This window comes from Kitasatospora sp. NPDC048540 (assembly GCF_040651175.1).
GTDB lineage: Bacteria > Actinomycetota > Actinomycetes > Streptomycetales > Streptomycetaceae > Kitasatospora.
The window spans coordinates 1-22,750 of the sequence record NZ_JBEZIR010000087.1; the positions used below are offsets into that span (position 1 = coordinate 1).

22 protein-coding genes, 1 tRNA gene and 1 pseudogene are annotated in these 22,750 nt (G+C 72.8%); 15 read left to right on the forward strand and 9 right to left on the reverse strand.

Annotated features, from left to right (window positions below):
- Positions 1 to 174 precede the first annotated feature (174 nt).
- Positions 175 to 579, forward strand: coding sequence for a nuclear transport factor 2 family protein (locus AB0D08_RS27925; RefSeq protein WP_359892677.1), 405 nt, complete (start codon positions 175 to 177; stop codon positions 577 to 579).
- A gap of 348 nt (positions 580 to 927) precedes the next feature.
- On the opposite strand, the gene AB0D08_RS27930 is transcribed toward AB0D08_RS27925, so the two are convergent.
- Both AB0D08_RS27930 and AB0D08_RS27935 read right to left on the reverse strand, forming a co-directional pair.
- Positions 928 to 2,127: an Ig-like domain repeat protein gene (locus tag AB0D08_RS27930; protein ID WP_359892680.1), complete on the reverse strand. Its 1,200-nt coding sequence runs from the start codon at positions 2,125 to 2,127 to the stop codon at positions 928 to 930.
- An 855-nt stretch (positions 2,128 to 2,982) separates the two neighbouring features.
- Complete coding sequence (locus AB0D08_RS27935) at positions 2,983 to 3,390, reverse strand: NUDIX domain-containing protein (protein ID WP_359892683.1); 408 nt, start codon at positions 3,388 to 3,390, stop codon at positions 2,983 to 2,985.
- 554 nt (positions 3,391 to 3,944) lie between these two features.
- Here AB0D08_RS27935 and AB0D08_RS27940 point away from each other — a divergent pair.
- Positions 3,945 to 4,039: transfer RNA gene (locus AB0D08_RS27940), tRNA-OTHER, on the forward strand.
- Positions 4,040 to 4,298: 259 nt separating this feature from the next.
- Here AB0D08_RS27940 and AB0D08_RS27945 read toward each other — a convergent pair.
- Together AB0D08_RS27945 and AB0D08_RS27950 are read right to left on the reverse strand one after the other, a co-directional pair.
- The gene (locus AB0D08_RS27945) at positions 4,299 to 4,904 is read right to left on the reverse strand and encodes a hypothetical protein (RefSeq protein WP_359892686.1); all 606 of its coding nucleotides are present in this window, start codon (positions 4,902 to 4,904) and stop codon (positions 4,299 to 4,301) included.
- Between the two features lie 571 nt (positions 4,905 to 5,475).
- Complete coding sequence (locus AB0D08_RS27950; protein ID WP_359892688.1) at positions 5,476 to 5,607, reverse strand: hypothetical protein; 132 nt, start codon at positions 5,605 to 5,607, stop codon at positions 5,476 to 5,478.
- A 231-nt stretch (positions 5,608 to 5,838) separates the two neighbouring features.
- Between AB0D08_RS27950 and AB0D08_RS27955 the strand changes: the two genes are divergently transcribed.
- The 4 genes from AB0D08_RS27955 to AB0D08_RS27970 all read left to right on the forward strand — a co-directional run bounded on the left by AB0D08_RS27955 (position 5,839) and on the right by AB0D08_RS27970 (position 7,759).
- The gene (locus AB0D08_RS27955; protein ID WP_359892747.1) at positions 5,839 to 6,480 is read left to right on the forward strand and encodes an RHS repeat-associated core domain-containing protein; all 642 of its coding nucleotides are present in this window, start codon (positions 5,839 to 5,841) and stop codon (positions 6,478 to 6,480) included.
- A gap of 93 nt (positions 6,481 to 6,573) precedes the next feature.
- Positions 6,574 to 7,050 carry a hypothetical protein gene (locus AB0D08_RS27960; protein ID WP_359892691.1) on the forward strand — a complete coding sequence of 159 codons (477 nt, stop codon included), beginning with the start codon at positions 6,574 to 6,576 and terminating at the stop codon, positions 7,048 to 7,050.
- Positions 7,047 to 7,280, forward strand: a complete 234-nt coding sequence (locus AB0D08_RS27965) for an ADP-ribosyltransferase (protein WP_359892750.1) — start codon at positions 7,047 to 7,049, stop codon at positions 7,278 to 7,280. Before AB0D08_RS27960 ends, AB0D08_RS27965 begins: the two co-directional genes overlap by 4 nt.
- The gene (locus AB0D08_RS27970) at positions 7,280 to 7,759 is read left to right on the forward strand and encodes a hypothetical protein (RefSeq protein WP_359892692.1); all 480 of its coding nucleotides are present in this window, start codon (positions 7,280 to 7,282) and stop codon (positions 7,757 to 7,759) included. The genes AB0D08_RS27965 and AB0D08_RS27970 overlap by 1 nt, the downstream gene beginning before the upstream one ends.
- Positions 7,760 to 9,002: 1,243 nt before the next feature.
- Here the strand turns inward: AB0D08_RS27970 and AB0D08_RS27975 are convergent.
- Both AB0D08_RS27975 and AB0D08_RS27980 read right to left on the reverse strand, forming a co-directional pair.
- Positions 9,003 to 9,851: a hypothetical protein gene (locus tag AB0D08_RS27975; protein WP_359892694.1), complete on the reverse strand. Its 849-nt coding sequence runs from the start codon at positions 9,849 to 9,851 to the stop codon at positions 9,003 to 9,005.
- A gap of 1,058 nt (positions 9,852 to 10,909) precedes the next feature.
- Positions 10,910 to 11,809 (reverse strand): helix-turn-helix transcriptional regulator, encoded by a 900-nt coding sequence (locus AB0D08_RS27980; protein ID WP_359892696.1) that lies wholly within the window; start codon positions 11,807 to 11,809, stop codon positions 10,910 to 10,912.
- Between the two features lie 262 nt (positions 11,810 to 12,071).
- Here AB0D08_RS27980 and AB0D08_RS27985 point away from each other — a divergent pair, with 262 nt between their 5' ends.
- From AB0D08_RS27985 to AB0D08_RS27995, 3 genes and pseudogenes are all read left to right on the forward strand, one after another.
- Positions 12,072 to 12,302, forward strand: a complete 231-nt coding sequence (locus tag AB0D08_RS27985; RefSeq protein WP_359892697.1) for a hypothetical protein — start codon at positions 12,072 to 12,074, stop codon at positions 12,300 to 12,302.
- Between the two features lie 63 nt (positions 12,303 to 12,365).
- Positions 12,366 to 13,398, forward strand: a pseudogene (locus AB0D08_RS27990) (alcohol dehydrogenase catalytic domain-containing protein).
- A gap of 66 nt (positions 13,399 to 13,464) precedes the next feature.
- Positions 13,465 to 14,316 (forward strand): aldo/keto reductase, encoded by an 852-nt coding sequence (locus tag AB0D08_RS27995; RefSeq protein ID WP_359892700.1) that lies wholly within the window; start codon positions 13,465 to 13,467, stop codon positions 14,314 to 14,316.
- A gap of 201 nt (positions 14,317 to 14,517) precedes the next feature.
- On the opposite strand, the gene AB0D08_RS28000 is transcribed toward AB0D08_RS27995, so the two are convergent.
- The gene (locus AB0D08_RS28000; protein WP_359892702.1) at positions 14,518 to 14,703 is read right to left on the reverse strand and encodes a hypothetical protein; all 186 of its coding nucleotides are present in this window, start codon (positions 14,701 to 14,703) and stop codon (positions 14,518 to 14,520) included.
- A 1,270-nt stretch (positions 14,704 to 15,973) separates the two neighbouring features.
- Complete coding sequence (locus tag AB0D08_RS28005) at positions 15,974 to 16,390, reverse strand: hypothetical protein (RefSeq protein ID WP_359892705.1); 417 nt, start codon at positions 16,388 to 16,390, stop codon at positions 15,974 to 15,976.
- Between the two features lie 260 nt (positions 16,391 to 16,650).
- Between AB0D08_RS28005 and AB0D08_RS28010 the strand changes: the two genes are divergently transcribed.
- Positions 16,651 to 17,172 (forward strand): hypothetical protein, encoded by a 522-nt coding sequence (locus AB0D08_RS28010; RefSeq protein ID WP_359892707.1) that lies wholly within the window; start codon positions 16,651 to 16,653, stop codon positions 17,170 to 17,172.
- A gap of 607 nt (positions 17,173 to 17,779) precedes the next feature.
- On the opposite strand, the gene AB0D08_RS28015 is transcribed toward AB0D08_RS28010, so the two are convergent.
- Positions 17,780 to 18,466 carry a hypothetical protein gene (locus AB0D08_RS28015; protein WP_359892710.1) on the reverse strand — a complete coding sequence of 229 codons (687 nt, stop codon included), beginning with the start codon at positions 18,464 to 18,466 and terminating at the stop codon, positions 17,780 to 17,782.
- Between the two features lie 113 nt (positions 18,467 to 18,579).
- On the opposite strand from AB0D08_RS28015, the gene AB0D08_RS28020 reads away from it, so the two are divergent.
- The 5 genes from AB0D08_RS28020 (at position 18,580) to AB0D08_RS28040 (ending at position 21,943) form a co-directional block, all read left to right on the forward strand.
- Entirely contained in the window at positions 18,580 to 19,014 is a 435-nt protein-coding gene (locus tag AB0D08_RS28020; protein ID WP_359892712.1) for an Hsp20/alpha crystallin family protein, read from the forward strand.
- 123 nt (positions 19,015 to 19,137) lie between these two features.
- Positions 19,138 to 19,536, forward strand: coding sequence for an STAS domain-containing protein (locus AB0D08_RS28025; RefSeq protein WP_359892714.1), 399 nt, complete (start codon positions 19,138 to 19,140; stop codon positions 19,534 to 19,536).
- Complete coding sequence (locus AB0D08_RS28030) at positions 19,487 to 19,891, forward strand: DUF2267 domain-containing protein (protein ID WP_359892716.1); 405 nt, start codon at positions 19,487 to 19,489, stop codon at positions 19,889 to 19,891. Before AB0D08_RS28025 ends, AB0D08_RS28030 begins: the two co-directional genes overlap by 50 nt.
- A 55-nt stretch (positions 19,892 to 19,946) precedes the next feature.
- The gene (locus AB0D08_RS28035; protein ID WP_359892718.1) at positions 19,947 to 20,345 is read left to right on the forward strand and encodes a DUF2267 domain-containing protein; all 399 of its coding nucleotides are present in this window, start codon (positions 19,947 to 19,949) and stop codon (positions 20,343 to 20,345) included.
- Between the two features lie 1,316 nt (positions 20,346 to 21,661).
- Complete coding sequence (locus tag AB0D08_RS28040; protein ID WP_359892751.1) at positions 21,662 to 21,943, forward strand: MerR family transcriptional regulator; 282 nt, start codon at positions 21,662 to 21,664, stop codon at positions 21,941 to 21,943.
- Positions 21,944 to 22,750 lie beyond the last annotated feature (807 nt).

Here is a 22,750-nt window from a genome sequence, read left to right on the forward strand (position 1 = left end):
ACTTCACCGTGGCGGAGGGCGCCGGCGCCCACTGCCACCCCGGCGCCATGCGCCTCGCCCTGGCCCGCATCTTCGACTGGCTCGACGACACCCTCAACACCACCAGCGCCTGACGCCGCCCCGCCAGGCACCGCGCCGCACACCCCCATTCGACACCGCTCTCAGGGAACTGCCATGACCCCCACCGCCGTCCACACCGACATCCGCACCGCCCTCACCGACCTGCTCCTCACCCCGGGCCTGGACCTGGAGGAGGCCGCCGAGGGTCACTTCGCCCCCGACTACCGCCAGCGCACCGACGGCAGCTGGGCCGACCGCACCGAGTTCCTCGCCCACATCGCCCACCTGCGCACCGTTCTGGCCGGCGGCTCGGTCCAGGTCCACGACGAACTCACCGACGGCACCCGCTACGCCGACCGCCACACGATGGAGGTCGACAAGATCGACGGCTCCACCGTCCGCATGGAGGTCTACCTGTTCGCCGAGTTCGCCGCCGACGGCCGCTTCCGCCGCATCGAGGAGACCACCCTCCTGCTCGAAGGCGCCGACAGCGACCGTGACCTCGGCAGCGCACGCTGAACCACGCTCCGCCGATACCCGGTGCCGATCTGTGCGGGTCGCCGTGGTCCGCGACCCTGTGAGCGGCCGGGACGTCATCGGTGTGACGCTGCGCGGGGCCTGGCCGAGCGCGACGGGCAATCGCTCAAGGCTGCAGCCGCCCGAGCGACCGGGGCGCGATGAGGTGGCTCCGCCCGGCCCTGCCGGTCCCGTGACCGGGCGCTCCAGTTGGCGGTCGAGCGGCCCGGTCGGCGGAACCCGAGCCCGGCTCGGACGGCACCCGGGACTGTTCGGATGGCTGTCACCTGGGCGCGGTACCGCGGCGCGCCGGCCCCGCCCCACGGCGGGGCCGGCGCTTGTGCGGCGTTCTCAGGGCGTCACCGTCACGGTGGTGGTTTCGGGGTTGCCGCTGTTGCCCTGGTAGACGGTGTCGCCGCTGTAGACGGCGGTGATGGTGTGGGTGCCGGTGGTGCGGAAGGCGGTGACGGTCCCGGCCGCTGCGCAGTTGCCGAGGGAGAGGGACAGGCGCCCGGTGCCGAGGGTCTTGCCGGTGGTGGTGTCGGTGAAGGTGACGGTGCCGGTGGGCCTGGTCGTGGCGCCCGTACCGGCCGGGCAGACGATGTCGCTGAGCACAACGGGCAGGCCGACCCGGGTGCGGGAGAACATCGCGGTCAGGGTCGTCTTCACGGGCTTGCCCGGGGTGGTGTAGCTGATGGTGATGCTCGGGGCGGCGCTGGTGGCGGTGGGGCCGGTTCCGCCGGCGGGGACCAGCGACGAACCTCCGCCTCCGCCGCCCCCGCCGCCGCTCGGAGTGATGAAGGGGTTGATGTTGCCGCCGCCGCCTCCGCCGTAGTAGCCGCCGCCTCCTGCGCCACCGGTCAGGGAGCTGCCAGGGCCGCCGCCGGTGCCGCCGGCCCCGAGCGTGCCGTTCCCACCGCCGAACACCCCGCCGCCGCCCGTGCCGCCGGTCCCGCCCTGGGTGGACGTCCCCGCCCCGCCACCGGTGCCGCCGTTGCAGGTCGCGTCGGCGCCCGGCTGGCCGGCGTCTCCGCCCGGGCTTGCGGTGCATTGGCCGGCCCAGCCGGCTCCGCCGCCGCCCGCGGCCACGATGAGGCGGGAGTCGGTGGTGGTGAGGGGAGTGGTGCCGGGCAGGGTGCGTACGTCGGAGGCTCCGCCTCCACCTCCGCCGAAGTGGGTGCTGCCGCCGCCGTTGAAGCCGCCGGCGCACTGGGCGGAACTGGCGCACGAGCCGTTGCCGTTGGTGGGGGCGCCGCCGACCTCGACGTAGAGGGTCTGCCCGCCGGACAGCCCGGTGAGCGTGCCGGACACCTCGGCACCCCGGCCGCCGCTGACCCCGCCGTTCTCCACGCCGCCGCCGGCGCCGATCGCCGTGACGTCGACCTGCGTGACGCCGCTGGGCACGGTGAATGTCTGCTCGGCGCCGGTGGAGGCGAACGTGCAGGTGGTGGTGGGGCCGGACACCGTGCAGGTGCCCTGCGCGTGGGCGGTCGCGGGCAGCGCCAGCGGGGCGACGGCGGCGCAGAACACGGCGGCCGCCACGGCCGGCACGGCCGGCACCCGGCTCCGACGCCCGGACGAACCGGCACGGTGCCCGCGTGTAGGACCTGGCCGGCCGGCGGCCTCCGACAGTGGGAACGTCACGATCAACTCCAGAAGACGGAAGAGGGTCTCTCGGCGAGGGATCGCCTTCCGTCACTGTCGATCACACGGGCCGGGCCGCGGTCGCCCACCGAGCTGACACACCGCCGGTTCACACCGGCGGCCCCTGGCCGGGCCTTCGGCAGCCGCGACCGCGCCGACATCCTGCACCGGGCCCAGGACGCCGCCCGCCGCCGGCGCGGCGCTCACGATCGCGCGGAGGAGAGCGCGCGCCTGGCCGCCGCCGGGCACCCGGCGGCGCTCGCCGCCGCCGACCGAGCGGCCGCCGACCTGGAAGCAGCGCGCCGCCGCAGCGCCGCCCTGACCCGCCACACCCGCCCCGACGACGTCGGCACCGCGGCCTGTTCCGGTCCGGGCCGGTGCCCGGTGCTGCCGGAACTCCTGGTGGGAGGTCACGCGGTGGCTCGGGCTCCTGGCGGGTGCCCGCGTGCTGCTCTGCGCCTGATGTCCTACCGTTCGTGGCGGCGCCAGGGCCGCTCGCCGGCCGTGCTGCCTGCCGTCCCCGTCCCCGTTCCTCCCGGTTCGGGGGCTGGGGCTTCGTCAGGTGCTCTCGTCACTGGCCGCTGGTGACGGAACCTGACCCCGCGGCCTCCGGGCGGCCTGCAGCTCCCGGTCCGCCTGCGGTCCTGGCTGCCGTCAGCCGCTTCGCCTGCGGTCGCGGCTGCTCCGGGTCCGCTGCCGTCCCGGCCCGGGCGCAGCCCGGCGGGTGGTGGGGAGCGGCCGGGGGGTCGAGGGAATAGGCGCTCAGGGCAGTTGGCCAGAGGAATGCAGCGTGTCGAACATCATCTGGTCCACTGGCGAGACCCGTGCGCGATCGCCGTAGCTGAACCAGTCCAACTCCGCGATCTCGCTTGAGGGGACCAGCGGACCGGTGTGCTCGGCGGTGTAGCAGATCATCCGGAACTCGGTGCGTCCGTCGGATTCCCTCCGCGTCTCGAAGGTGCCGACGTGAACCATCGTGGCCGTGTCGACCCGGGACCGGAGTTCCTCGTCGATCTCGCGGGCCAAGGTCTCGGCATCGGACTCGCCAGGTTCCCTCTTCCCGCCGGGGAAGTAGAAGACATCCACACCGCGGACGCGCGTCACCAGTACCCGGCCGCCTCGCACCAGAACCCAGGCCACCTTCTCGGGAACCACCTCGGTCTCCTCCATGCCTGGACCGTACCCATCCACACCGATGCGGCAACAAGGCCGGCTCGGTTGCGGCCACGCGCCTCGACTACTGATGGCCACTGGCCGGGTGGTGGTCGGGGGGCCCACTGTCGGCGGGCGGTGGGTGGGCGGGCCTTTGGCATCCGGTCCACCACGCGGTGTTGGCGCTCTCCGTCCGGATGGCGGGGACTTTCGCGCTGCGGCGCAGGGACGAGAGCAGCGCGAGGACGAGAGCGGTGCGGGGAGGCCGCGACCGGGTGGCCCGGGTGACCGACACGTCGGAGCGGCCCGACGGCGCTCCGGGCGTGTTGGCCTGCTGGGTTCGGGACTGTCCGGTGGTCGCTGCTCCGGGCGCCGGACCGGCACGGGACCTGCTGGCCGTCGCGGTGGAGCGCGGGCGGATCCTCGCCGTCTCATGCGGAGCGCGTGCGGCCCGGCGTGCGGAGCCGGGCGGTGCGGGACCCGGCGCCGGGTCAGTGGTGGGTCAGTGCCGGGTCAGGCATCCGGGGCATTCTGATGACAGGTCAGGGAGCACGAGAAGGTTCCCGGTACTGGGAGAGGTGCCCGGAGCGGTTCATCGGGTGCCTGGCCGGCAACGGCCGAGCAGGGTCCTCCGGGGCCTGCGCAGGTTCGAATCCTGCCCTCTCCGCCTTTCGTCGCCGTGGTGTGTCCGCCTGTTCCGGCCGCCGCCGTCCTGCTGCTAGACGTCCTGCTCGCCGAACTCGTGTTGCTGTGCCGTCTGTCCGCGCCGGTCGGTTGCTGCCCGCCGTCTGCTGCTGCGAGCGCCCTGCTGCAGGAGCGGCCGTGCTCCGTGCCGGCCCTGCGCAGGGGACGGACCCGCCGCGTTCCGGTTGCCGCAGGTGTCGCGGTGCGGGCACCCGATCGGGGGTGAGCGGGTGCCCGCACCGTCAGTCCTCCGGGTGGGTGGTGCAGGCTGCGATCCGGTGTGCGAGGTCTTCGTAGCCGACGGGGTCACCGCAGATCCTGTGGACGGCGGCGAGTCCGAGGCTGGCTTGTGCGGTGGCTTCCACGAGGGCGCGCGGGGCGATGTAGAAGTGCCACTGTCCGATGTCGAGAGGGTCGTAGTCGGTGTGGGTGCGCGCGGTGTGGCAGGCGAAGACGTACACGTCGGCGTTGTACGACTGCTCCGAGGCACTGCCGGTCTCGGGGGTCCATACGCGTCCCCGTAGCCGGGAGAAGCGGATGTCCGACAGCCGGGCCTGTCCCCAGGCTTGGAGGTAGGCGCTGGTCTTGACCTCGATCCTCACCCCCGAGGGCGTGAGGACGTCGAAGCTCTCCCATTCGGTGTTGCGGTCCACCGCGCCGACCGCGCGGTGGACCAGGAATTCGGCGAGCAGGCCCCGGGTCGTGTTGGTCCGAAGGTCGGGCATGGCGTACCGCCAGAAGTCGAGCACTGTACCGGCGTCCGGGCCCCGGAACATCTCGCCGCCGTCGAGCGGTGTCAGTTCACGGGGGGCGTGCCGGTCGACGGTGATTGCGGGTCCGGAGTGCATCCGCCCAGCCTGCCACGACGACAACCCCCTCGGCCGACCGGCGTGGTCGGCCACCGGTGCGTAATTGTTGCTGGTGGGGGAGGGCAGGCCGCGGCGTGCCCGGCCCCGCCGGACGACCCGGCCGGCGGGGCACCGGAATCCGCGCGGTGTCAGTGCCGGGTCAGGCGCCCGGGAAATTTTGATGGCACGTCAGGGAAAGCGAAAAGGATCCCGGACGGGGAGAGGCGCCCGGAGCGGTTCATCAGGTGCCTGGCCTGTGATGGCCGAGCAGGGTTCTTCGGGGCCCGCGCAGGTTCGAATCCTGCGCTCTCCGCCCCCGGGCCGTGCCGTGCACGCGGCGGCCCGCCCGCTGCGCCTCCTGCCCGTCCACTGCCCGGCTGCGCGTCTGTGCCCCGCCGGAGCGGGGGTGTGGCGTACGGTCGTAGCCGGGGACGGGACGTCCACGCTGATCCTGTCTCCGGTCCCGGCCGGGCCGCACCCCTGACGGCCGGGCCCACCGGGCAGGTCCACGGGCAGGACTCGACGGGCCCGGGATACATGCCCCGGGGGTACCCGCTGTGCCCGGCGGGGGTCAGCGGGTGTGCGGCTGGGGGCTCCAGTGATTGTCGGGGTCGTCGAGCCACACGGTGGGCTCCCCGGCCGGGGTGACGGTGAGTCCGAACCGGTCGTAGCCGGGGGCCCGGCGTGCTGCCAGGTGTGCCATGCGGTGTGGATCTCGTCCCACAGGCGGCGGGGCCGCTCTGGCGGACTCGGACCCCTTGACCCGGGCCAGCCCCGCGCTTGGCCGGCTCCACCACCGCTACCAAGTAGCCCGACGGCGGCTGGATCCAGACCGGCTCCAAGCTGAACCACTACGGCGCTGACGGCGACGAGCCCACCTGGACAGGAGACCTCAAGGTCCAGCTCCCCGTGGACGGCTGTCGCGCCGACCGTCCTGGACTACTACGAGTTCGGCATCTCCGCCCAGGGCCGGACCGCAGCCCGCTACGGCTGGCCCGGCTCCCACCAGCGCTCCAGCGAAGCCCCCAGCGGCCTCAGCCTCATGGGGGTGCGCCTCTACAACACCGCGACCGCGCGCTTCCTGTCGGTCGACCCCGTGTACGGCGGAAACGCCAACCCGTACGACTACGTCTACGACGACCCGCTGACGCGTCTCGACCTCGACGGGAGGTGGAGCTGCGGTGCCTGCAACTACATCACGCGCAAACATCTGGAGGCCAACGCCTGCCGTTCCCTGGGGCGAGGCTGCGGTTGGGCCATGAGGCTCTCCGACATCGTGAGGTCGGTTGCCTCCGGTGGCCACGGCCCCGAAAACGCGATCCGGCATTTCATGTGGCAGGCAGCGCGGACGCTCTACTTCGGTGCGGTGGCCGCGAAGCGCCTCGGAGATGCGCATGAATACGGAGAGCGCGGAGATGGCCACGAGATCGATTTGCACAACAACGACGCTGCCAGGATCACCGCCCAGGGCTACTGGTTCCGAAAGAGAATGAAGGCCGCCATCTCGCGCAACAGGCTCTTCGAAGCCTTGTACGCTCAGGCCTCGAACATGTACAAGTATGGCAGCCTGCGCTGACCCGATCCGCTCGTCCTGAGCCGATGCGGGGCCCGGTTTTCCACGACCGGGCCAGCTCGGTGCCGGTTCCCTGAGAGGGACACCTGTATACAGATGAAGAAATTGAAGCACGTTTATTGGGCCGTCATCGTCCTTGCCGTCGCCGCCGTGGCTGCGGTCGCCGTTCACGACGTGAGGGCACAGCAGGAGAGCTGTGACGCCGTTTCAGGGACTGCTGGATCCGACGACGTCAGGAGCCTGGCCGCCGCACACCCGGACAGCGTGCCCGCAGGAGAGGTCTCCGGGGTTGTGTGCAACCACGACGGTGGATTCGCGCATGCCGGCGCGAAGTATTCCCACGGGGGCCCCGAGCGTGCGATCGTCGACTGCTACCTCGGTGCAGCAGGGTCTATGGGATGGGTGCAGGACCGCGAAGGCCAGACCGTAGCGGAAGAGGTGGCAGGATTCTGCTTCTCCAAGGATGTCGAAGGAAAGCCCGCGATGATGCGTGTCCGATTCGATACGCGGACCAAGTCCTACACCATCCAATCCGAGGTGGCTCTCGACGGATCCACGAACAAGTGTTGGTGACAGCGTGGAGGGTCGGCCTCGGATGCAGGGCCGTTTCAGAGTCTCGGCCCGGCAAGGACGCAGTCCTGCATCTGCGGGTGCCGCAGGGCACACCGGCGATGTGGGTGGAGAAGGTCAGCGCCTACGGTGCGGGTGAGCGGGAGATCCTGCTGGGGCGCGGCCTGCAGTGGAAGGCGACGAGGGTGGTCCGTGAGGGCGGCCAGTGGCACGTTTATGGTGAGGTGTTGTGATGAGTGACGAACAAGCAGCGCGCTATGAACAAGCGGAACGTGAGTGGAACTGGGCGAGCGGTCGGCTGAGCGAGGACCTGCAGTTCAACGTCGTGCCCGGCGGCCCCGTTGACTACGCATCCAGGACGGACAAGGCCGTGGAGTACGTGGCGGTTGCTGCCGGGAGTACGGTGCTCGGCTATCTCTGGGCGTGCGACGCCGACGATGCGGCGGGGTGGCAGGTGCGGCCCGCGGGCGGGGATGGCGCCTACAACGCGGGCGTCGCGTGGACGCGGCGTCTGCGGGGGGCCAAGGATCGCGGGATCTCCCCGTCCCAGGCGCTGGCCGAGTTGGCGCAGGATCCCGGCGGCCCGTACATCGGCCAGGTCGTGCCGGGCTCGCGGGCCCGCGCGGAGAGCCTCGCCGATCTGCGGAGGCTCGCCGGGGACGATGGCGCTTCCCCGGCTTCGCCGCCTGCGGCGCGCCGCCGCGGTGCCTGAGGCCTCAGGCGCGGCATCCGGCGGGGCCGCCGGCCGGGGAGCGTCGGACGGCGCGCCGGTCGTAAGCTCGGCCGCCCACAGGACACCGGCCGCGTCGGCCGGCACCGCGTAGCCGCCGTAGGGGCCCTGGGTGAGTGCTCCGGCGAGCAGTTCGGGATCGGTCGGTGAGCGCCACCGGGCCCACGTCGCCGACCAGCGGCCCGGCAGGTCGAGCGCCGCCGCCCCGTCGGAATCGGATCCGAGCAGCCGGGCCCGTAGCACCGCGGCCCGCTCCCGGGCGTCCGGGGCGCCGGCCGGCGCCGGGCCGGCGGCACGCCACGCGGCGGCGTAGCGGCTGTGGGGGTGGGCGGCGAACGCGGCGGTGACGGCGGTCGGTTCGGCGTGGGCCAGGAACAGCGGGTCCTCGAGCGGCGCCGTACTTCCGGACGCGACGGCGTGCCGCAGGGCCAGCCCGAGCAGGCCGGGGCCGGCCGCCGGCAGGCCCCGGCTGTCGCCGCCGGCACGTGGTGCGGCCGAGGCCGGTGCGTGCAGCACGTCGGCCCGGTCGGGTGTGGAGGCTCCGGTGAGGGCCGCCCCCCGGAGCGGACCGTCCGGCAGCCACCAGGTGTCCCCGCCAGCGGAGCAGGCCGGCAGCAGCCGGGCGGCACGGGCCACCGGGTCCGGTCCGGCGAGGGCGGCCCACTCCTCGCGGGTCACCGGACGTTCGGCGACGGCGAGCGCCTGTACGGCAGGGCGCAGGTCCGGTGGCACGGCGGCCCACCGGGCGGCCACCGGCCCGGCGGACCGATCGGCTGTCGCCGGGACCGACGCGGCGATCGGAGCCGTTCGAGGGCTGGGGAAGACGTCGGCGGCCCGGTGAACGGGGAGTCACCACTCAGCTTCTCGTACCAGCGGGCGAACCGGGCGGGATCGGTTCAGCGGTGCTCGTCGAGGTCCAGCACCGCCGCGCTGGCGGCCGCCATCTCGGCCTGCGGCGTGCCGGTCGGCAGCTCGACCACTGGCCCTCACGTGCGCAAGAGCCGTCAACCGGGCGAGCAGCGCGGTGACGGGAGCGGGCTCCGTGGCGCGGTCCAGCTCCCGGAGCAGCAACAGCCGCGGCCGCCTGTCGGCCTCCAGCCCCGCCTCGAGCTCACCAGGGGTACGGGCCACGCCGTCCGACCCGAGCCCCGCCAGGCCGTTGAGTAGGCCCGCACCACCAAGGCCCGCCGCTTGTTCGTCCGATGATCGTGGGAGGACCGCAGGTCTACGGCCTGGCGGTGCGGGTCGGTCTGCGAGTGTGGAGCACGGTGGTTTGCGGGGTCGCGGCCGTCCTGGTCGGCCGGCGAAGCCTCTGTCGCGGGATGGCGTGCCGGCGGGTGCCGGACACGCCCTGTCCCGGCCGCGTTGGCGTTCGCCGGACCGGACTGCCCGGCGGGACGCTGCGCAGCCGTACGGCCGGGCGACGAGCGCAGCGTGGGCGGGGCGGGACGAGGGGCTCGGGAAGTGCTGGGCGGGGCGGGCGGAGGCTGACGGCCCCGAGGCCGGCCACCAGCACTTCGAGGAGCAGCTGAACGGTGAAGCTCTGCAGCCAGACGCCCAGCAGTCCGAGCATCAGGGCCACGGCCGCCAGGATCGTGAGGGCCAGGCTCGGATCGCGGTCCCGTGCGGAGCCGGTGTGGCCGCGCCGGCTGCGGCGGGCCTTCGACAGTGTCGCCGCGAGGACCAGGCCGACGCTGGTGATCCCCGCCAGGAACATGTACGGGCCGTCGGTCGGCAGCTCCTCGGCGTACTGCCGACGTCCGGACAGCGCCACCGAAACCGGCTCGCCCTTCCATCGGGCGACCTCGACCTCGTCGCCGGGGTGGACCCGGCTGAGTACGGGCTCGACACCGTGCAGGCGGATGCTCTCCCTGCCGTCCCCGCCGAGCGCCCGGACCACGATCCGGTCGTCCGGGTCCTTGCCGACCTCCGCGTGCACCTCGAAGGTCACCTCGGTGCTGACGGCCAGACAGTCGCCTCGGGTCACGGCGGCCGGGCACGGCAGGGCGGCCCGGTACCGGTCGGCATCGTGGAACGCCGGTGGCAGCAGGGCGATGAACCAGGCCAGAACCACCAGCTCGAACGCCGCTGCAACGGTCAGCAGCAGCAGCCCGGCGGCTTTCCGGCGAGGCCGTCGTGGCCCGGCAACTGCGGCAGCCGCGGCCTCCCGCCGTTCCCGGATGGCCCGCGCCCGCCTGGCTGCTCTGAGCCACTGACGGTCTGCCGCACGCTGCCGCGCCCTGGATCGCTGGTACCGCACTGTTCCCCTTCGAGACGATCACCTCTGGCTGAGGCGGCCGTCACTTTACGCAGTTCGGCCGTGGGTCCAGACACCGCCCCCGGGCTGTGTGCGCTGTGGCCGGGTGGGGCTTGGGCGGGCGGTCACGAAGATGACCACCACTCGGGGGCATCTTCGGGGTCGTCCGGCCGGAGCCAGGCCGGCGGCGACCATCGAGGACGTCGCGCGCCGGATCGCGGTCTATCGCGGGGTGATCCCAGTCACGGACGAACCGGGAGGACAAGGCCCGTGACCGCGGCAGACCGGGCGGGACAACGTGCTGGTCAAGGGGGCGGACAAGGGGCCTGTGTGGAATGTCGGCGGCACCCGGGCGCTCGCCCGGGCGCCGGGGCCGGCCACCGCGCCGCTCCCGGCATCCCGCTGACGGAAGGCCACCTCGATGACCGCCACCGCGCTCGCCCAACCCGACCCGGACGACGACGGCCAGACGGTCGGCCACCACCCCGCCGGGGTCTCGCCCGGCCCGGACAACGGGCCCGCTGCCACCCCCCCACGGGCACCTCCGGCCCCACCCCCGCCTCGGACACCCCCACGACCGGTACCGCCGAGCCGGACGAACGCACCGAGCAGACCGTGCGGCGACTGCGCCGTGAGAATGCGGACCTGCGCCGAACCGTGGCGGTGTACGCCGAGATGATCTGCCAGCTGTCCATCGAGAACGAAGCCCTGCGACGATCCCCCGCAACCGTCCGCCCATTGACTACAAAACCTGCTGCGGTCGGGTTGCGGTGGCCGACTGCCCGGTGGGCCCTGACTGCCCTGACGGCAAAGCGCCCGCCTGACCCCACGATGGCCGGTCGAACTGTCGCCGGGGGCGGCCGGCATCGTCCCGTTCACCCGGATCTGGTGGTGCCGGAGGGTGAGGTTGTTGGTGCCGGGGTGTTCCAGCTGGCGAGGAGGTCGAGGGCTTCCGCGTCGCGGCTGCCGGGCGGGACGGCGCAGAGGATGAGGTAGAGGCCGTCGTCGGCGGTGAGTTGGGTGGTCTCGTAGGTGAAGGTGAGGTCGCCCACGAGGGGGTGGTGGATGCGCTTGGCACCGGCGCGGTGGTGGCGGACGTCGTGGCGGGCCCAGCGCCCGCGGAAGGCGTCGCCGCCGCGAGTGGAGAGTTCGCCGATCAGGTCGGAGAGGGCCGTGTCGTAGGGATTGCGTCCGACTTCGGCGCGCAGGGTGGCGACGTTCTGGTCGGCGACGCTCTCCCAGTCGGGGTAGAACGCGGTGGCGGCCAGGTCGAGGAAGGTGAAGCGGGCAGCGTTGGCCGGGCGGGCGGGGCTGTCGAAGACCGGGGCGAACAGGGCGCGGGCGAGGGTGTTGCCGGCCAGGAGGTCGAGGCGGGCGTTGCGGATGTAGGCGGGGACGCCGCTGATCGTCTCGACGAGGTTGCGCAGGCCGGGGCGGACGGGCTGGCGGGCGGGGCGGGCCGGTCCTGCCGGGCCGGTCGCGGTGGCGTTGGCGGCGCGGACCAGGTCGAAGAGGTGGGCGCGCTCGGCGTCGTCCAGGAGCAGAGTGCGGGCGACGGCGTCGAGAACGGCGTCGGTGGCGCCGCCGGCGTCGCCGCGCTCCAGGCGGGTGTAGTAGGGGACGCTGACGCCGGCGAGCTGGGCGACTTCCTCGCGGCGCAGGCCCGGCACGCGGCGGGTGCGGTCCAGCGGGGAGGGGGTGAGGCCGGCCTGCTCGGGGGTGACGCGGGCCCGGCGGGTGGTGAGGAAGTCGCGGATCTCGGTGCGTCGGTCCATGCCTTCGACACTACGGCCGGACCGTTCGCGGGGGCACGGGCGTGGGGGTCCTTGTCAGGGTCTGCTTGAGTGCCCCGCCGGGGTGCGGGGCGCGGTTGTCTGGAGGGCATGACCGGTCGTCCCGCTCCTGGAGGCTCCCCGATGCCCGCCTCACTCCCCGTCACCGACCGCCCCGCCCCGCCCGGCCCCTGCATCTTCGCGGTGCCGGTGGCGGGCGCGGGGTTCGCGCCGTTCGGCGGCACGCTGGCTGGCGGTCCCGGCGATGACCGGGCTGATGCTGGCCTCCGTCCCGGCCGAGCGGGCCGGGCTGGCCTTCGGCGTGCTGAACACCTTTCGCCAGGTGGGCGGGGCCGTGGCCGTCGCCGTCTACGGCGCGCTGGTCACCGGCGCCTCCTTCACCGCAGGGATGCGCACAGGCCTGATCGGCGCCGCGATCCTGCTCGCCGCCACCGCCGCTCCCGGCGCACTGCGCGCTGGCACCCCCCGTACCTGACCCTGCCCCGCTCGGCGGCCGAACGGATGCCGCCGCTGGCCTGCCCAAGGAGATTTAGGACCCATGCGAGCAACCGTGCTGTACGGAGCCGGAGACGTGCGTGTCGAGAACGTGCCCGACCCTGATCAAGAACCCCACCGACGCGATCGTGCGGGTGCTGCGCGCCGCGGTCTGCGGCAGCGACCTGCACCCCTACCGCTCGCCCCCCGCCACCGGCACCGGCCGGCAGATGGGCCACGAGTTCCTCGGCACCGTCGAGGACGTCGGCCCCGACGTGACCGGCCTCAAGCGCGGCGATCTGGTGCTGTCCCCGTTCACCTACGCCGACAACACCTGCTGGTGGTGCGAGCACGGCCTGCAGACCTCCTGCCCGCAGGGGGGCCGGTGCGGCTTCGACGGGGTCGACGGCGGCCAGGGCGAGGCCGTGCGCGTCCCGCAGGCCGACGGCACCCTGGTGAAGATCCCCGCCGCCGTCGACGAGGCGCTGCTGCCGTCCCTGCTGACGCTGACCGACGTGTTCTGCACCGGCCACCACGCCGCCGTCACCGCCCGGGTGCGCCCCGGCAGCAGCGTTGCCGTGGTCGGGGACGGCGCGGTCGGCCTGTGCGCGGTCCTGGCGGCCAAGCGCCTGGGCGCCGAGCAGGTGATCCTGATGGGCCGCCACACCGAGCGCACCGACCTCGGCGTGGAGTTCGGCGCCACCGGTGTCGTCCTCGCCACCGGCGACGAGGGCGCCGAGCAGGTGCGCCGGCTGACCGCCGGCCGCGGCGCGGACACGGTCCTGGAGTGCGTCGGCTCGATGCAGACCCTCACCACCTCCTTCGCCGCCGTCCGCGACGGCGGGACCGTCAGCCGGGTCGGCGTCCCCTCCTACACCGACGGCCCGATCGGCATGGAAATGATCATGCGGAACATCACGCTGACCGGCGGCGTCGACCCCGCCCGCCACTACATCGACGCCGTCCTGCCCGACGTCCTGGACGGCACGATCCGGCCCGGCCGCGTCTTCGACCGCACCTTCCCGATCGAGCAGGCCCCCGACGCCTACCGCGCCATGGCCGACCGGCACGTCCTCAAGGCCCTCCTCACCCCCTGAACCGCACGCTCCCGGGCACACCCGCCCGGCGACCAGAGACCTCTCCGAGCAGCAAGGAAGAACACCGTGCAGCACGTCACCCTGAACAACGGCGTCCAGATGCCGATCCTCGGCTTCGGCGTCTACCAGATCCCCGCGGACCGGACCGAGCAGGCCGTCACCGACGCCCTCACGGCCGGCTACCGGCTGCTGGACACCGCCGCCGCCTACGGCAACGAGGAAGCCGTCGGCCACGCCATCAAGAACAGCGGCATCCCCCGCGAGGAGCTGTTCGTCACCACCAAGCTGTGGGTCCAGGACGCCCCCGCCCAGGACAACGCTCGCCGTGCCCTGGAGACATCGTTGGCCAAGCTCGGCCTGGACCACGTCGACCTGTACCTGATGCACCAGCCCTACGGCGACGTCTACGGCCAGTGGCGCGCCATGGAGACCGCTCAGCGCGAGGGCCTGACCCGGGCGATCGGCGTCGCCAACTTCTACCCGGACCGCCTCCTGGACCTGATCCTCAACAACGAGACCGCCCCGCAGGTCAACCAGATCGAGACCCACCCCTTCTTCCAGCGAACCCCCGACCACGCCCTGATGCGCGAGCACCGGGTGCAGCACCAGGCGTGGGGCGGCTTCGCCGAAGGCAAGAACGACCTGTTCACCCACCCGGTCCTCAGCAAGATCGGCGAGGCGCGCGGCAAGTCCGTCGCGCAGGTCGTACTGCGCTGGCTGATCCAGCGCGACATCGTCACGATCCCCAAGTCGGTCAACCCCGACCGGATGGCGCAGAACATCGACGTCTTCGACTTCGCCCTCACCGACGGGCAGATGAAGCAGATCGCCGACCTCGACACCGGCAAGACCTTGTTCTTCGACCACCACGACCCCGAGATGGTCGCCTGGCCCAGCAAGCGCCGCCTCGACAACTGACCTCCCCGGCACCACCACCCGGCCCCGGGCGCCGCGGCACACCCGTGCCGGGGCGCCCGCCCGCACCCGGGCCCGAACCGAACCGCCCCGGAGCCCACCGTGACCCCGTCCCCGCCCGACCCGCCGAGCCGACGCACCCTCCTGCGTGCGGCCCTGCTGACAGGAGCCACCGCCATCGCCAGCACCCACCTGACCGCCTGCTCACCAACCCCCACCCCCAAGGTTGAGCGCGCCCGGGAGTCGTTGCCACGGCACCCGGGCGGCGCCCGCCGGGTCGCGGCCCGGTCCGGGGCGTCCGCTGGTGCCGCAGGCCGGCGCCGGCGCCTCGGCGTCCTCGTCGGCGGCGAGGTCGGCGGGGGCGGCCTTGATGGCGTCCCGGATCGCCACGCCCAGCGGCCTCGCAGGTGCACGCCAGGAACGTGCGAGGGCTCGCCCGCCGCAGGGGCAGCGTCGGGTATATCGGCACGGCTCACCAAGGATCGCCGTGGCCTGGGCGAGCCCGGAGCGGACGGCGGGTCAGGTCCGAGGCTGCACCACCGGCTCCTGAACCCCCATCACTGAAAAAGGGCAGTGCGACATAGGCCACGAGAATTAGAAATCGCAGGTCACGGGCTTATGGGGAGAGGGGAAACAGTAGCGGAGCTGCCCAACCAACGCAGATGCCGCGTCCAGGGCAGTGCGGGGCCGCAACCGCTGTTGGTCGAAGCCTCTCTCTGGCTCAAAGTCGAGACATGACCACCACTCAGAACCCACAGAAGCCCAACCCGTCCACCACGGCCGACCCAGCGACTGGCCAGGAGCCCTTCCTGTCCCTGCACACCACCGTCGTCATGCTCGCCGCGATCGTGATCGGCTCCCTGCGCCCGGGGCGCAGGGCCCGGCCCGGCGGCCGGTGGCGCGGGCCGCGGCCCTGGCCGACGCCCCCGACCTCACCAGCACAAGCCGCGTGGAGGCGGCCCGGGACCTGTGAGATCGCCACCCGCAGGTCGGCCTCCCTCTCGCTATGACCTTCGTGATCACTGGAGGTCGACCTGGCCGTCGGACTCCGGCCACCATTGCCGGGCGGTGGCGTAGGCGCGCTGCCAGGTGACCGGCCGGGTGGGGCACCACCACGGGTCGATCTCCTCCGGCGCCCGCCGCCGCTCCGCAGGCAGCGCGCCCGGCTCCGGTCTCCTGAGCTGGCTTGAACTGCTGCGCGAGCATTGCCGGTGGCGCCGGGGACGAGTTCGTGGCACGCCGACGGTCCGGGCGGGGAGACATGGCAACGCTCTGTACATGATGCAGTGCTCAGGGCGACAGGGGTGGGATGCTCTACAGGGTCGTTCGGGTACGACAGTTTTGTTTCGCGCTGGGAGGGTCCATGTCGTCGGAGCGTCGGGTCTCTCGGGCCGATCGTCCGGAGTGGCCGCGCGCGCAGTTGAAGGGCGAACCTGCGTCAGGAGGGGCGCCGGGACGCAGGGGTGCACGCCGTCGCCGTGCGTGAACCTGCTGGGGCCGCTGCATGGAGCCGCACGTACGACAGCGAAGCCGCGTGACGGCGTCGCCCCTCGCCCGCCCTCCCGGGCGGAGCGTCCCGCAACCGAAGGAGTAGCCCTGTGACCGTTGTGATCCAGACCCAGGACGCCGATACCGCTGCGGCCGACGAGCCGCTGCTGTCCTACAGCCTCACCACCACCCCGAGCCCGCTGAAGGCCTCGCCGGAGAACCCGCAGGTCCCGGAGGAGACCGGGGAAGTGGTCATCTCGGTCGCCCGGCAGAACGGCACCCCCGCCGACGTCGAGTGGATCAAGGTGAAGGTCCCGGCCGGGACGATGGCCCCGGACCTCGCCACCGATCTGAACAAGATCACCCCGAGGATCAGCCTCGCCGGGTGGACTGTGCGCCTGGACGCGGCGGCGAAGGAATTCGTCTGCGCGCCCGCCGGCAGCCACGCACCCATCGGCCCGGACACAGGATTCACCATCCAGCTGTCCGACATCCCGGTCAGCCGGAAGGTCGGCACCGCCCCGGTCACCGTCACGGAACGCTCCCGCACCGGGAACTCCGCGTTCCAGAACCGGTCCACGGTCTTCAACCTCGGCAAGTTCCCCGCCGACTTCTACCTGCGCAACTTCCTGTGCGAGGCCGTCCATCGTCCCCAACGGCGGCGACGTCAAGCTCACCTGGGAGCGTTCCGCGAACGCCACCTACGAACTGCTGTACCCAGGGGTCGACCGGGACGTCACCAACCGCACCAGCCTCGACGTCGAAGGCGTCAAGTCCGACACCACGTTCTACCTGCGAGGCACCACCGGCGACCCCACCAATCCCGTCGTCCGCATCCTCACCACCCAGGTGACCGTCACCAGGCCCGACCTCGACATCGGCAACCTCACCGTCAACGGCACCATCACAGTGCCGGGAGCCGGCCTGCTCACCCGCCCCTACACCCGCACCTGGCCCTTCGGCAGCATCAAGCCCATGGGCAACACCGGCTTCATGGCCACCTCCCGAAGTGACGGCCTGCTGATCGCGCGCCTCGCCGTCAGGCCGAGCGCCCAGCCGGGCAGGCACGGCGTCTTCATCCTCGCCATCGACGGGGTCAGCACCGACTACACCATCCAGGCGGACCCGAGGACGGTGTCAACGGCGGGCACCGCGTACCCGTTGTTCACCGTCCCCGTGCCCAAGGGCCAGGCCATCGAGCTGCGCGTCTCGTGGGAGCAGAATGTGATCATGAACGATCAGGTCGACCTCAGGCTGGAGTGGTGGCCTCTCGCGGGCGGGCAGGACCTCACGGTGACACGCGGCGAAGCGCCCGGCGGGCCGAAGGACGGCGCGGCACACCAGGACGCGGCCACACCCGGGACGGAATGACGCACCGCCGGCACCGCACGCTCGCCGCCGTCGTCCAGTGGGCGCTGGAGCTGCGGCTCGGCTCGGCCAGGTTGCACCGGCACGGCAAGGACGGTGACGCCCTGCTGGTCCTCACCGACACCGCGGTCGCCGAGCTCGGCCTGCCGCCGCTGGGCCGGGACGAGAAGACCGGGTTCGCCCCCCGGCTCGGGCGGCTGCCGAAGACCCACAAGGCCGTCAAACAGCTGGAGAAGGCCGGCCGGCTGCTCACCCAGCGCGGCCTCGGCCCGTGGGCGCGGGCACGCGGACGGCTGCCCGGCGGCCGGGTGCCGGGCCGTGCTGCGGTGGGTCCGGGACGGTCGGTGCGTGCGGGTGGCCGGCCGGGCCGAGAGGTGCTCGGTGGGGGCCTCGCGCCGGTTGCGGTGGGATGGTCGCAGGGTCCGCGGGTGCGGGGAGGGCTTGCGGGGGCCAGGGCCCGTGGGTCAGGTCGTGGCGGAGGGCGTCGAGTCTGGCCAGGCAGGTGTCGACGGTGGCGATGGCCGTGTTGCTGTGCTCGCGGATGCGGTGCTCGATGGCGGAGAGTCGGTCGTGGATGTGCTGCCAGCGGTCTTCGGCGGTGGCGGGGGGTTCAGGTGCGTCGTCGGTCGCTGTCATGGCGGAGGTGTTCGGTGTGGTGGGTGAGGGTGTCGAGGCGGGCTGCGAGGTCCGGTTGGGTGGGGGAGAGGTGGGGTCGCATGTCGGCGAGGGGGGCTATCAGGTCGGCCGGGTCGGCGGCGCCGAGGGCGGTGGTGAGCGCGGTCAGCGCGGGGCGGGCCCGGGGGGCCAGGCCGGGTGCGGCGGTGATCTGGGCGGCGAGGACGCGCAGGTCCGCGGCGTTGTCGCGGGCCCAGGCGGTGACGGCGCGCTCCGCGGCCCGCCGGTCGCGCACCGCCTTGACACGCTCGGCGCCGGTCTCCGCGGCCTCGGTGGGGCGTAGGCGCAGGTAGCGGTTCTCGGCGGCCTGGCGGCTGGCGACGCCCATGGGCCGGGCGAGGTCGGCCCAGGTGGCGCCGCCGGCGCGGGCGGTCTCCACCAGGCCCGCCTCCCAGCCGGCGAGTTCGGTGCGCAGTTCTCGCAGCAGTACCAGAGCGGCAAGGGCCGGCTCCGGTCCCTCGTCCGGTGCACCGCTTTCGGGCGGGGCGGTGCGCCGCCCGGTGTTCCGGGCGGCGCGGACGGCGTCGTCGATGGCGGCGAGTGCGGCGGCGGCGGCGAGGAAGGATGCAGGCCCCGTCGGTGGGCAGCCGCCGGTGGCGGGCGGGTCGGGCCGCTTTCCCACAGGTGTCACTCCTTCAGCGACTCGAGTGTTTGTCATCGGATGGATGACATGCTAGAACAGTTTCAGGTGAAGCGCACTGGCTCCCACAGCCCGACCACCTGGAGGTGTTTTCCATGCTGATGCGCACCGACCCGTTCCGTGAGCTGGACCGTCTGGCCCAGCAGTTCCTGAGCACGACCGGTACCTGGTCGCGTCCGACCCCGATGCCGCTGGACGCCTACCGCGCCGGCGACGAGTACGTGATCTGCTTCGATCTGCCCGGTGTGGACCCGGAGGCGATCGACATCGACGTCGAGCGGAACATGCTGACCGTCAAGGCCGAGCGCCGTCCGCGCCGCGAGGGCGAGGAGGTGAAGTTGGAGATGTCCGAGCGCCCGCTCGGGGTGTTCTCCCGCCAGGTCATGCTCTCCGACACCCTCGACCCCGCCGGGATCACCGCCGACTACGACGCCGGCGTGCTGACCCTGAAGATCCCGGTCGCCGAGAAGGCCAAGCCCCGCAAGGTCGCGATCAGCCACAGCGGAAGCCGCAAGCAGATCCAGGGCTGACCGCTCCCCGGTACCCTTCCGCGCCGCCCCTGATCTCTTCCCCGGATCGAAGGGGCGGCCGGAACACCCCGACCGCCGGCCGCCCTCCCCGGGCCGCCCGACGGCGGACACGGGGCAGCCGCCATGAACGCCCAGGGCAACGAACCCTTCGTGGTGCGGGTGCGCGGCGGGATCGACCTTCACGCCGCGCCCTCGCTGCGCCGTGCCCTGTCCGCCGCGCTCGTGTCGAACCGGGAGGTGGCGCTGGATCTGTCGGAAGTGACGTTCATGGACTGCGCGGGCCCGGGCGCCCCTGGTCCGGGCCCGACGGTCAGGCCGGTCGCAGAGACGGCCGCCCTGGTCCTACGCGGGGCCGGGCGCCGCGCCGTCCGGCCGCTCAAGGTCACCGGTCTGCTCCGCGGCCTGGCCGTCGGGCCCCGGCCCGTCCCCCCGGGCGGCGTACCGGGCAGGCCGGGACGGAGGGAGAACTGCGATGGCTCTTCGATGGGAGTCGTTCCTGGAGGAGGTCCGGGAACGCGGTGAGTACGACACCCGGCAGGAGGCCGAGCGGGCCGCTCGGGTCGTCGTGGCCCTGCTGGGTGCCCACCTGGTCGGCGATGTGCGCGCCGAACTGGCCGCCCGCCTGCCGGAAACCATGGCCCTGCTCCTGCTCAACCCGCTGCAGGCCGCCGAACCGCTCAGCCACGAGCGCTTCGTGCGCGCGACCGCGGCCTGGATCGAGGGCGCCACCGAAGCCACGGCCCTGTGGGACATCGGCGCGGTCCTCAGCACGGTGGCCGACGCGGCCGGCGGCGACCTCACCGAGCGTGTCCTGCTCCAACTGCCGCCCGGCTACGACCTCCTGTTCGGCCGACCCCGGTCCGGCCACCGTCCCTGAACCCGTCCGCGCCGCCGCACCCGCCCGGCCGGCCCCACCCCGGAAGGCCACCGCCATGACCCGGTACCGCCAACTTCTCGAGCAGGTCCGCACCCTCGGCCGCTACACCTGCGATGAGGAGGCCGAACGTGTCCTGCACGCTGTTCTGGCCGTCCTCGGCAGCCAGCTCACCGGTGAGGAACCCTGCGACCTCGCCGCGGCCCTGCCGGAGCGGGCCCGCGCGGTCTTCGCCTCGCAGATCCCGCTGCCCGAGCCGGTCGCAGCCCCGGCCTTCGTCGAAGCCGTCGCCCACACCCTGAACACCAGCCTCACCAGCGCCCGCTGGGACACCTCCTCCGTCCTGGCGGCCCTCGCCGACCTGGCCGGTGACCGGCTGACCGACCGCCTCCTCACCCGCTTGCCCCGCGGCTACGCCCTCCTGTTCGGCCGGGCCGACCTCATCACTGCGGCGTGACCCGGGACCAGGTGCGGCCCGACACCGGCACCGTGCCGGAGTCCACCCACCGGGCGGCCATCCGCCCCGTCCCCGCGGCCGGCCAGGACGAGCGCGTGTGCGCAGCGGCCCCGACGCCAGGCGCAGGACCGGCCTGAACGCCCGGTCGGGTAGGTCCGCGATCCTGGTCTCCTGGTCTCCTGGTCGGCACGGGGTCGGCTCGGCCCGCGGTTGCCGGATGGGCGGGCGGTGTCGAGGCCGTCGCGCGGGGCGTACAGGTCGGCGACGGTGGCCGGCTCGGCGAGGCGGACCGGAGGCCGACGGACGGTGCAGTCGTCACCGTCGTGGACGGGCTCGGTGATCGCCTCGATCAAGGCCGTCGGCCCGTGCCGGACCGTCTTCGGTGCCATGCGCGCAGGGTGTTCCACTGCGGCCTCCCTGCGCGGTGCCGCCGGGTCCTTCTCGGGCGCGCGGCGGCGGCTCGCGGGTTGCCTCCGCCGCGCAGCGGGAGACTACCTCACACACAAGCGCGGCAAAATCTATGCTCGCCGGAGTAGACATTGCTTGCGGGCGGGTCTAGTGTTCCTCTCGTAGACAGCAGTCGGCGATACCGGCCAGACACGAACTGGCCGGGTTGTTGGACAGAAATTTGCAGGTCGGTCCGGCAGTGGAGTTCCGAAGCCAGGCAGGTGCAGGACGGCGACGGGACTGGCTGCCGGACCGGGCGGCCCGCAGGTATCAGGGGCCGCCACCGGCGGTACCCGTAGTACGCAGTTCGGTAAGTGCAGCACCGGCAGTCGCAAGACAGGCAGGACCTCGGCAAAGGCACCCAGACTGCGGGCGCGCGTGCCGAGGGTCCGGGCAGTGGGGTTCCAGGCCAGCGCAGGTGCAGGACGGCCGGCGGGGCTGGCTGCCGGACCAGGTGGGCCGTCACGGCCACCGACCAGCAGTACGCAGTTCAGAAGGTGCAGTACCAGCAGTACCAGCAGTACGAAAGTGACAGGTCAGTACAGAGGATGAATGGAGGGCACAAGCGCCATCAGGATCGCCCGGCCGGTGAACACCCGCCCGGGCGGACACCGCAGACCCCAAGGCAAGGACGGTGGTTTTCGGTCACGCATACGCGATCCCCGCACACCCCCTCCCCCGGGGCAGTGCGGACCCAGAGGACCGGCCCAGGCCGGTAGATGGTGTTGTTCCCCTTCGGGGCCCCGGAGCCGCCACGGCGCCGGGGCCCCTCGACGCGTTCTCCCGAGAACCAGAGAGGTGCAGTGACTACAACGGCCAGCCCCGACACACCCGACAAGCTCGACGACGATGACTACCCCGCCTACACCATGGGCCGCGCGGCGGAGATGACCGGTACCACCCCCGGCTTTTTGCGAGCCCTCGGCGAACACCGCCTCATCACCCCACTGCGCTCCGACGGCGGCCACCGCCGCTACTCCCGCTACCAACTGCGCGTCGCGATGCGCGCCCGCGACCTCGTCGACCAGGGCACCCCCGTCGAGGCAGCCTGCCGCATCGTCATCCTCGAGGACCAACTCGAGGAAGCCCTGCGCCTCAACGAACAACTCCGCCGCCGCCAGCACGACCAGGAGCCCACCGTGGACTCCTGACCGGGCCGGCAACCTGGCCACAGCCGCGGGCGGAGCCTATGCACAGATTCTGCAGGCTCCGCCGCGCGCTCCGTATCCGTTTCGTCAATTCGGTGCCCTGGACGAGACCGCCCGGCCGGAGCAGGCTCACCACCAGAGGACTCGCCCGTCGGAAGGGGCCGCCCATGTCCGCCGGACACGGGCGTGCGGGCCGAGAACACCGTCCCCGCCGGATTGCCACTGCGATCACGACCACGAAAACCGGTGGGAGCGCCCAGGCCGTCCACCTCGCAGGCGAGGCCGAGCAGGACAGTGCCGGGCGGCCGTGATCCGCAGCGGCGGCGGCCTCGCCGCCACAGCGGCCGCACCCGCTTCGTGGAACAGCGTCAACTGGAGGGCCGGACTGCCCAACGGCTTCAAGTTGACCCAGCTGGCCGTCGCGGCACGCACGGCAGTTGCTGCACCGATCCGATGAACGGCACCGAGTGGGCCCACACCCAGAACGGGGGTGTCCCGCAGCGGTTTGAGCGGGCCGGACGGTGGAGGCGGCCGGAGACGTGCACGTGCTGCTGCTCGACGAGACCGGCAGCCGGTCCGCCTCGAAGCCTCGCCGGTCGTGCGCCTCGACGGGCGATCGCGGTCGCCGGACTCGACGGCCCGCAGCTCGCCCTGGCCCAGGTGGACGGCCTGCCGTCGGACGGCCACCACGCCACCCGCGCCGACCTGCAGCTGCCCTGATCCTGTGCGGCCGTCGGTCAGGTGCTCCAGGTGTCGTCGTCATCGCCGCGGCCGGACAGGCCGGCGGTGGTGGCGGTCATCTCGTCCTGC

Bases quoted from the DNA above. Each gene is read 5' to 3' on its own strand.
- AB0D08_RS27925 (WP_359892677.1), top strand. From the start codon at position 175: ATGACCCCCACCGCCGTCCACACCGACATCCGCACCGCCCTCACCGAC.
- AB0D08_RS27935 (WP_359892683.1), bottom strand. From the start codon at position 3,390: ATGGAGGAGACCGAGGTGGTTCCCGAGAAGGTGGCCTGGGTTCTGGTG.
- AB0D08_RS27945 (WP_359892686.1), bottom strand. From the start codon at position 4,904: ATGCACTCCGGACCCGCAATCACCGTCGACCGGCACGCCCCCCGTGAA.
- AB0D08_RS27950 (WP_359892688.1), bottom strand. From the start codon at position 5,607: ATGGCACACCTGGCAGCACGCCGGGCCCCCGGCTACGACCGGTTCGGA.
- AB0D08_RS27960 (WP_359892691.1), top strand. From the start codon at position 6,574: ATGAAGAAATTGAAGCACGTTTATTGGGCCGTCATCGTCCTTGCCGTC.
- AB0D08_RS27970 (WP_359892692.1), top strand. From the start codon at position 7,280: ATGAGTGACGAACAAGCAGCGCGCTATGAACAAGCGGAACGTGAGTGG.
- AB0D08_RS27980 (WP_359892696.1), bottom strand. From the start codon at position 11,809: ATGGACCGACGCACCGAGATCCGCGACTTCCTCACCACCCGCCGGGCC.
- AB0D08_RS27985 (WP_359892697.1), top strand. From the start codon at position 12,072: ATGACCGGGCTGATGCTGGCCTCCGTCCCGGCCGAGCGGGCCGGGCTG.
- AB0D08_RS28020 (WP_359892712.1), top strand. From the start codon at position 18,580: ATGCTGATGCGCACCGACCCGTTCCGTGAGCTGGACCGTCTGGCCCAG.
- AB0D08_RS28025 (WP_359892714.1), top strand. From the start codon at position 19,138: ATGAACGCCCAGGGCAACGAACCCTTCGTGGTGCGGGTGCGCGGCGGG.
- AB0D08_RS28030 (WP_359892716.1), top strand. From the start codon at position 19,487: ATGGCTCTTCGATGGGAGTCGTTCCTGGAGGAGGTCCGGGAACGCGGT.
- AB0D08_RS28035 (WP_359892718.1), top strand. From the start codon at position 19,947: ATGACCCGGTACCGCCAACTTCTCGAGCAGGTCCGCACCCTCGGCCGC.
- AB0D08_RS28040 (WP_359892751.1), top strand. From the start codon at position 21,662: ATGGGCCGCGCGGCGGAGATGACCGGTACCACCCCCGGCTTTTTGCGA.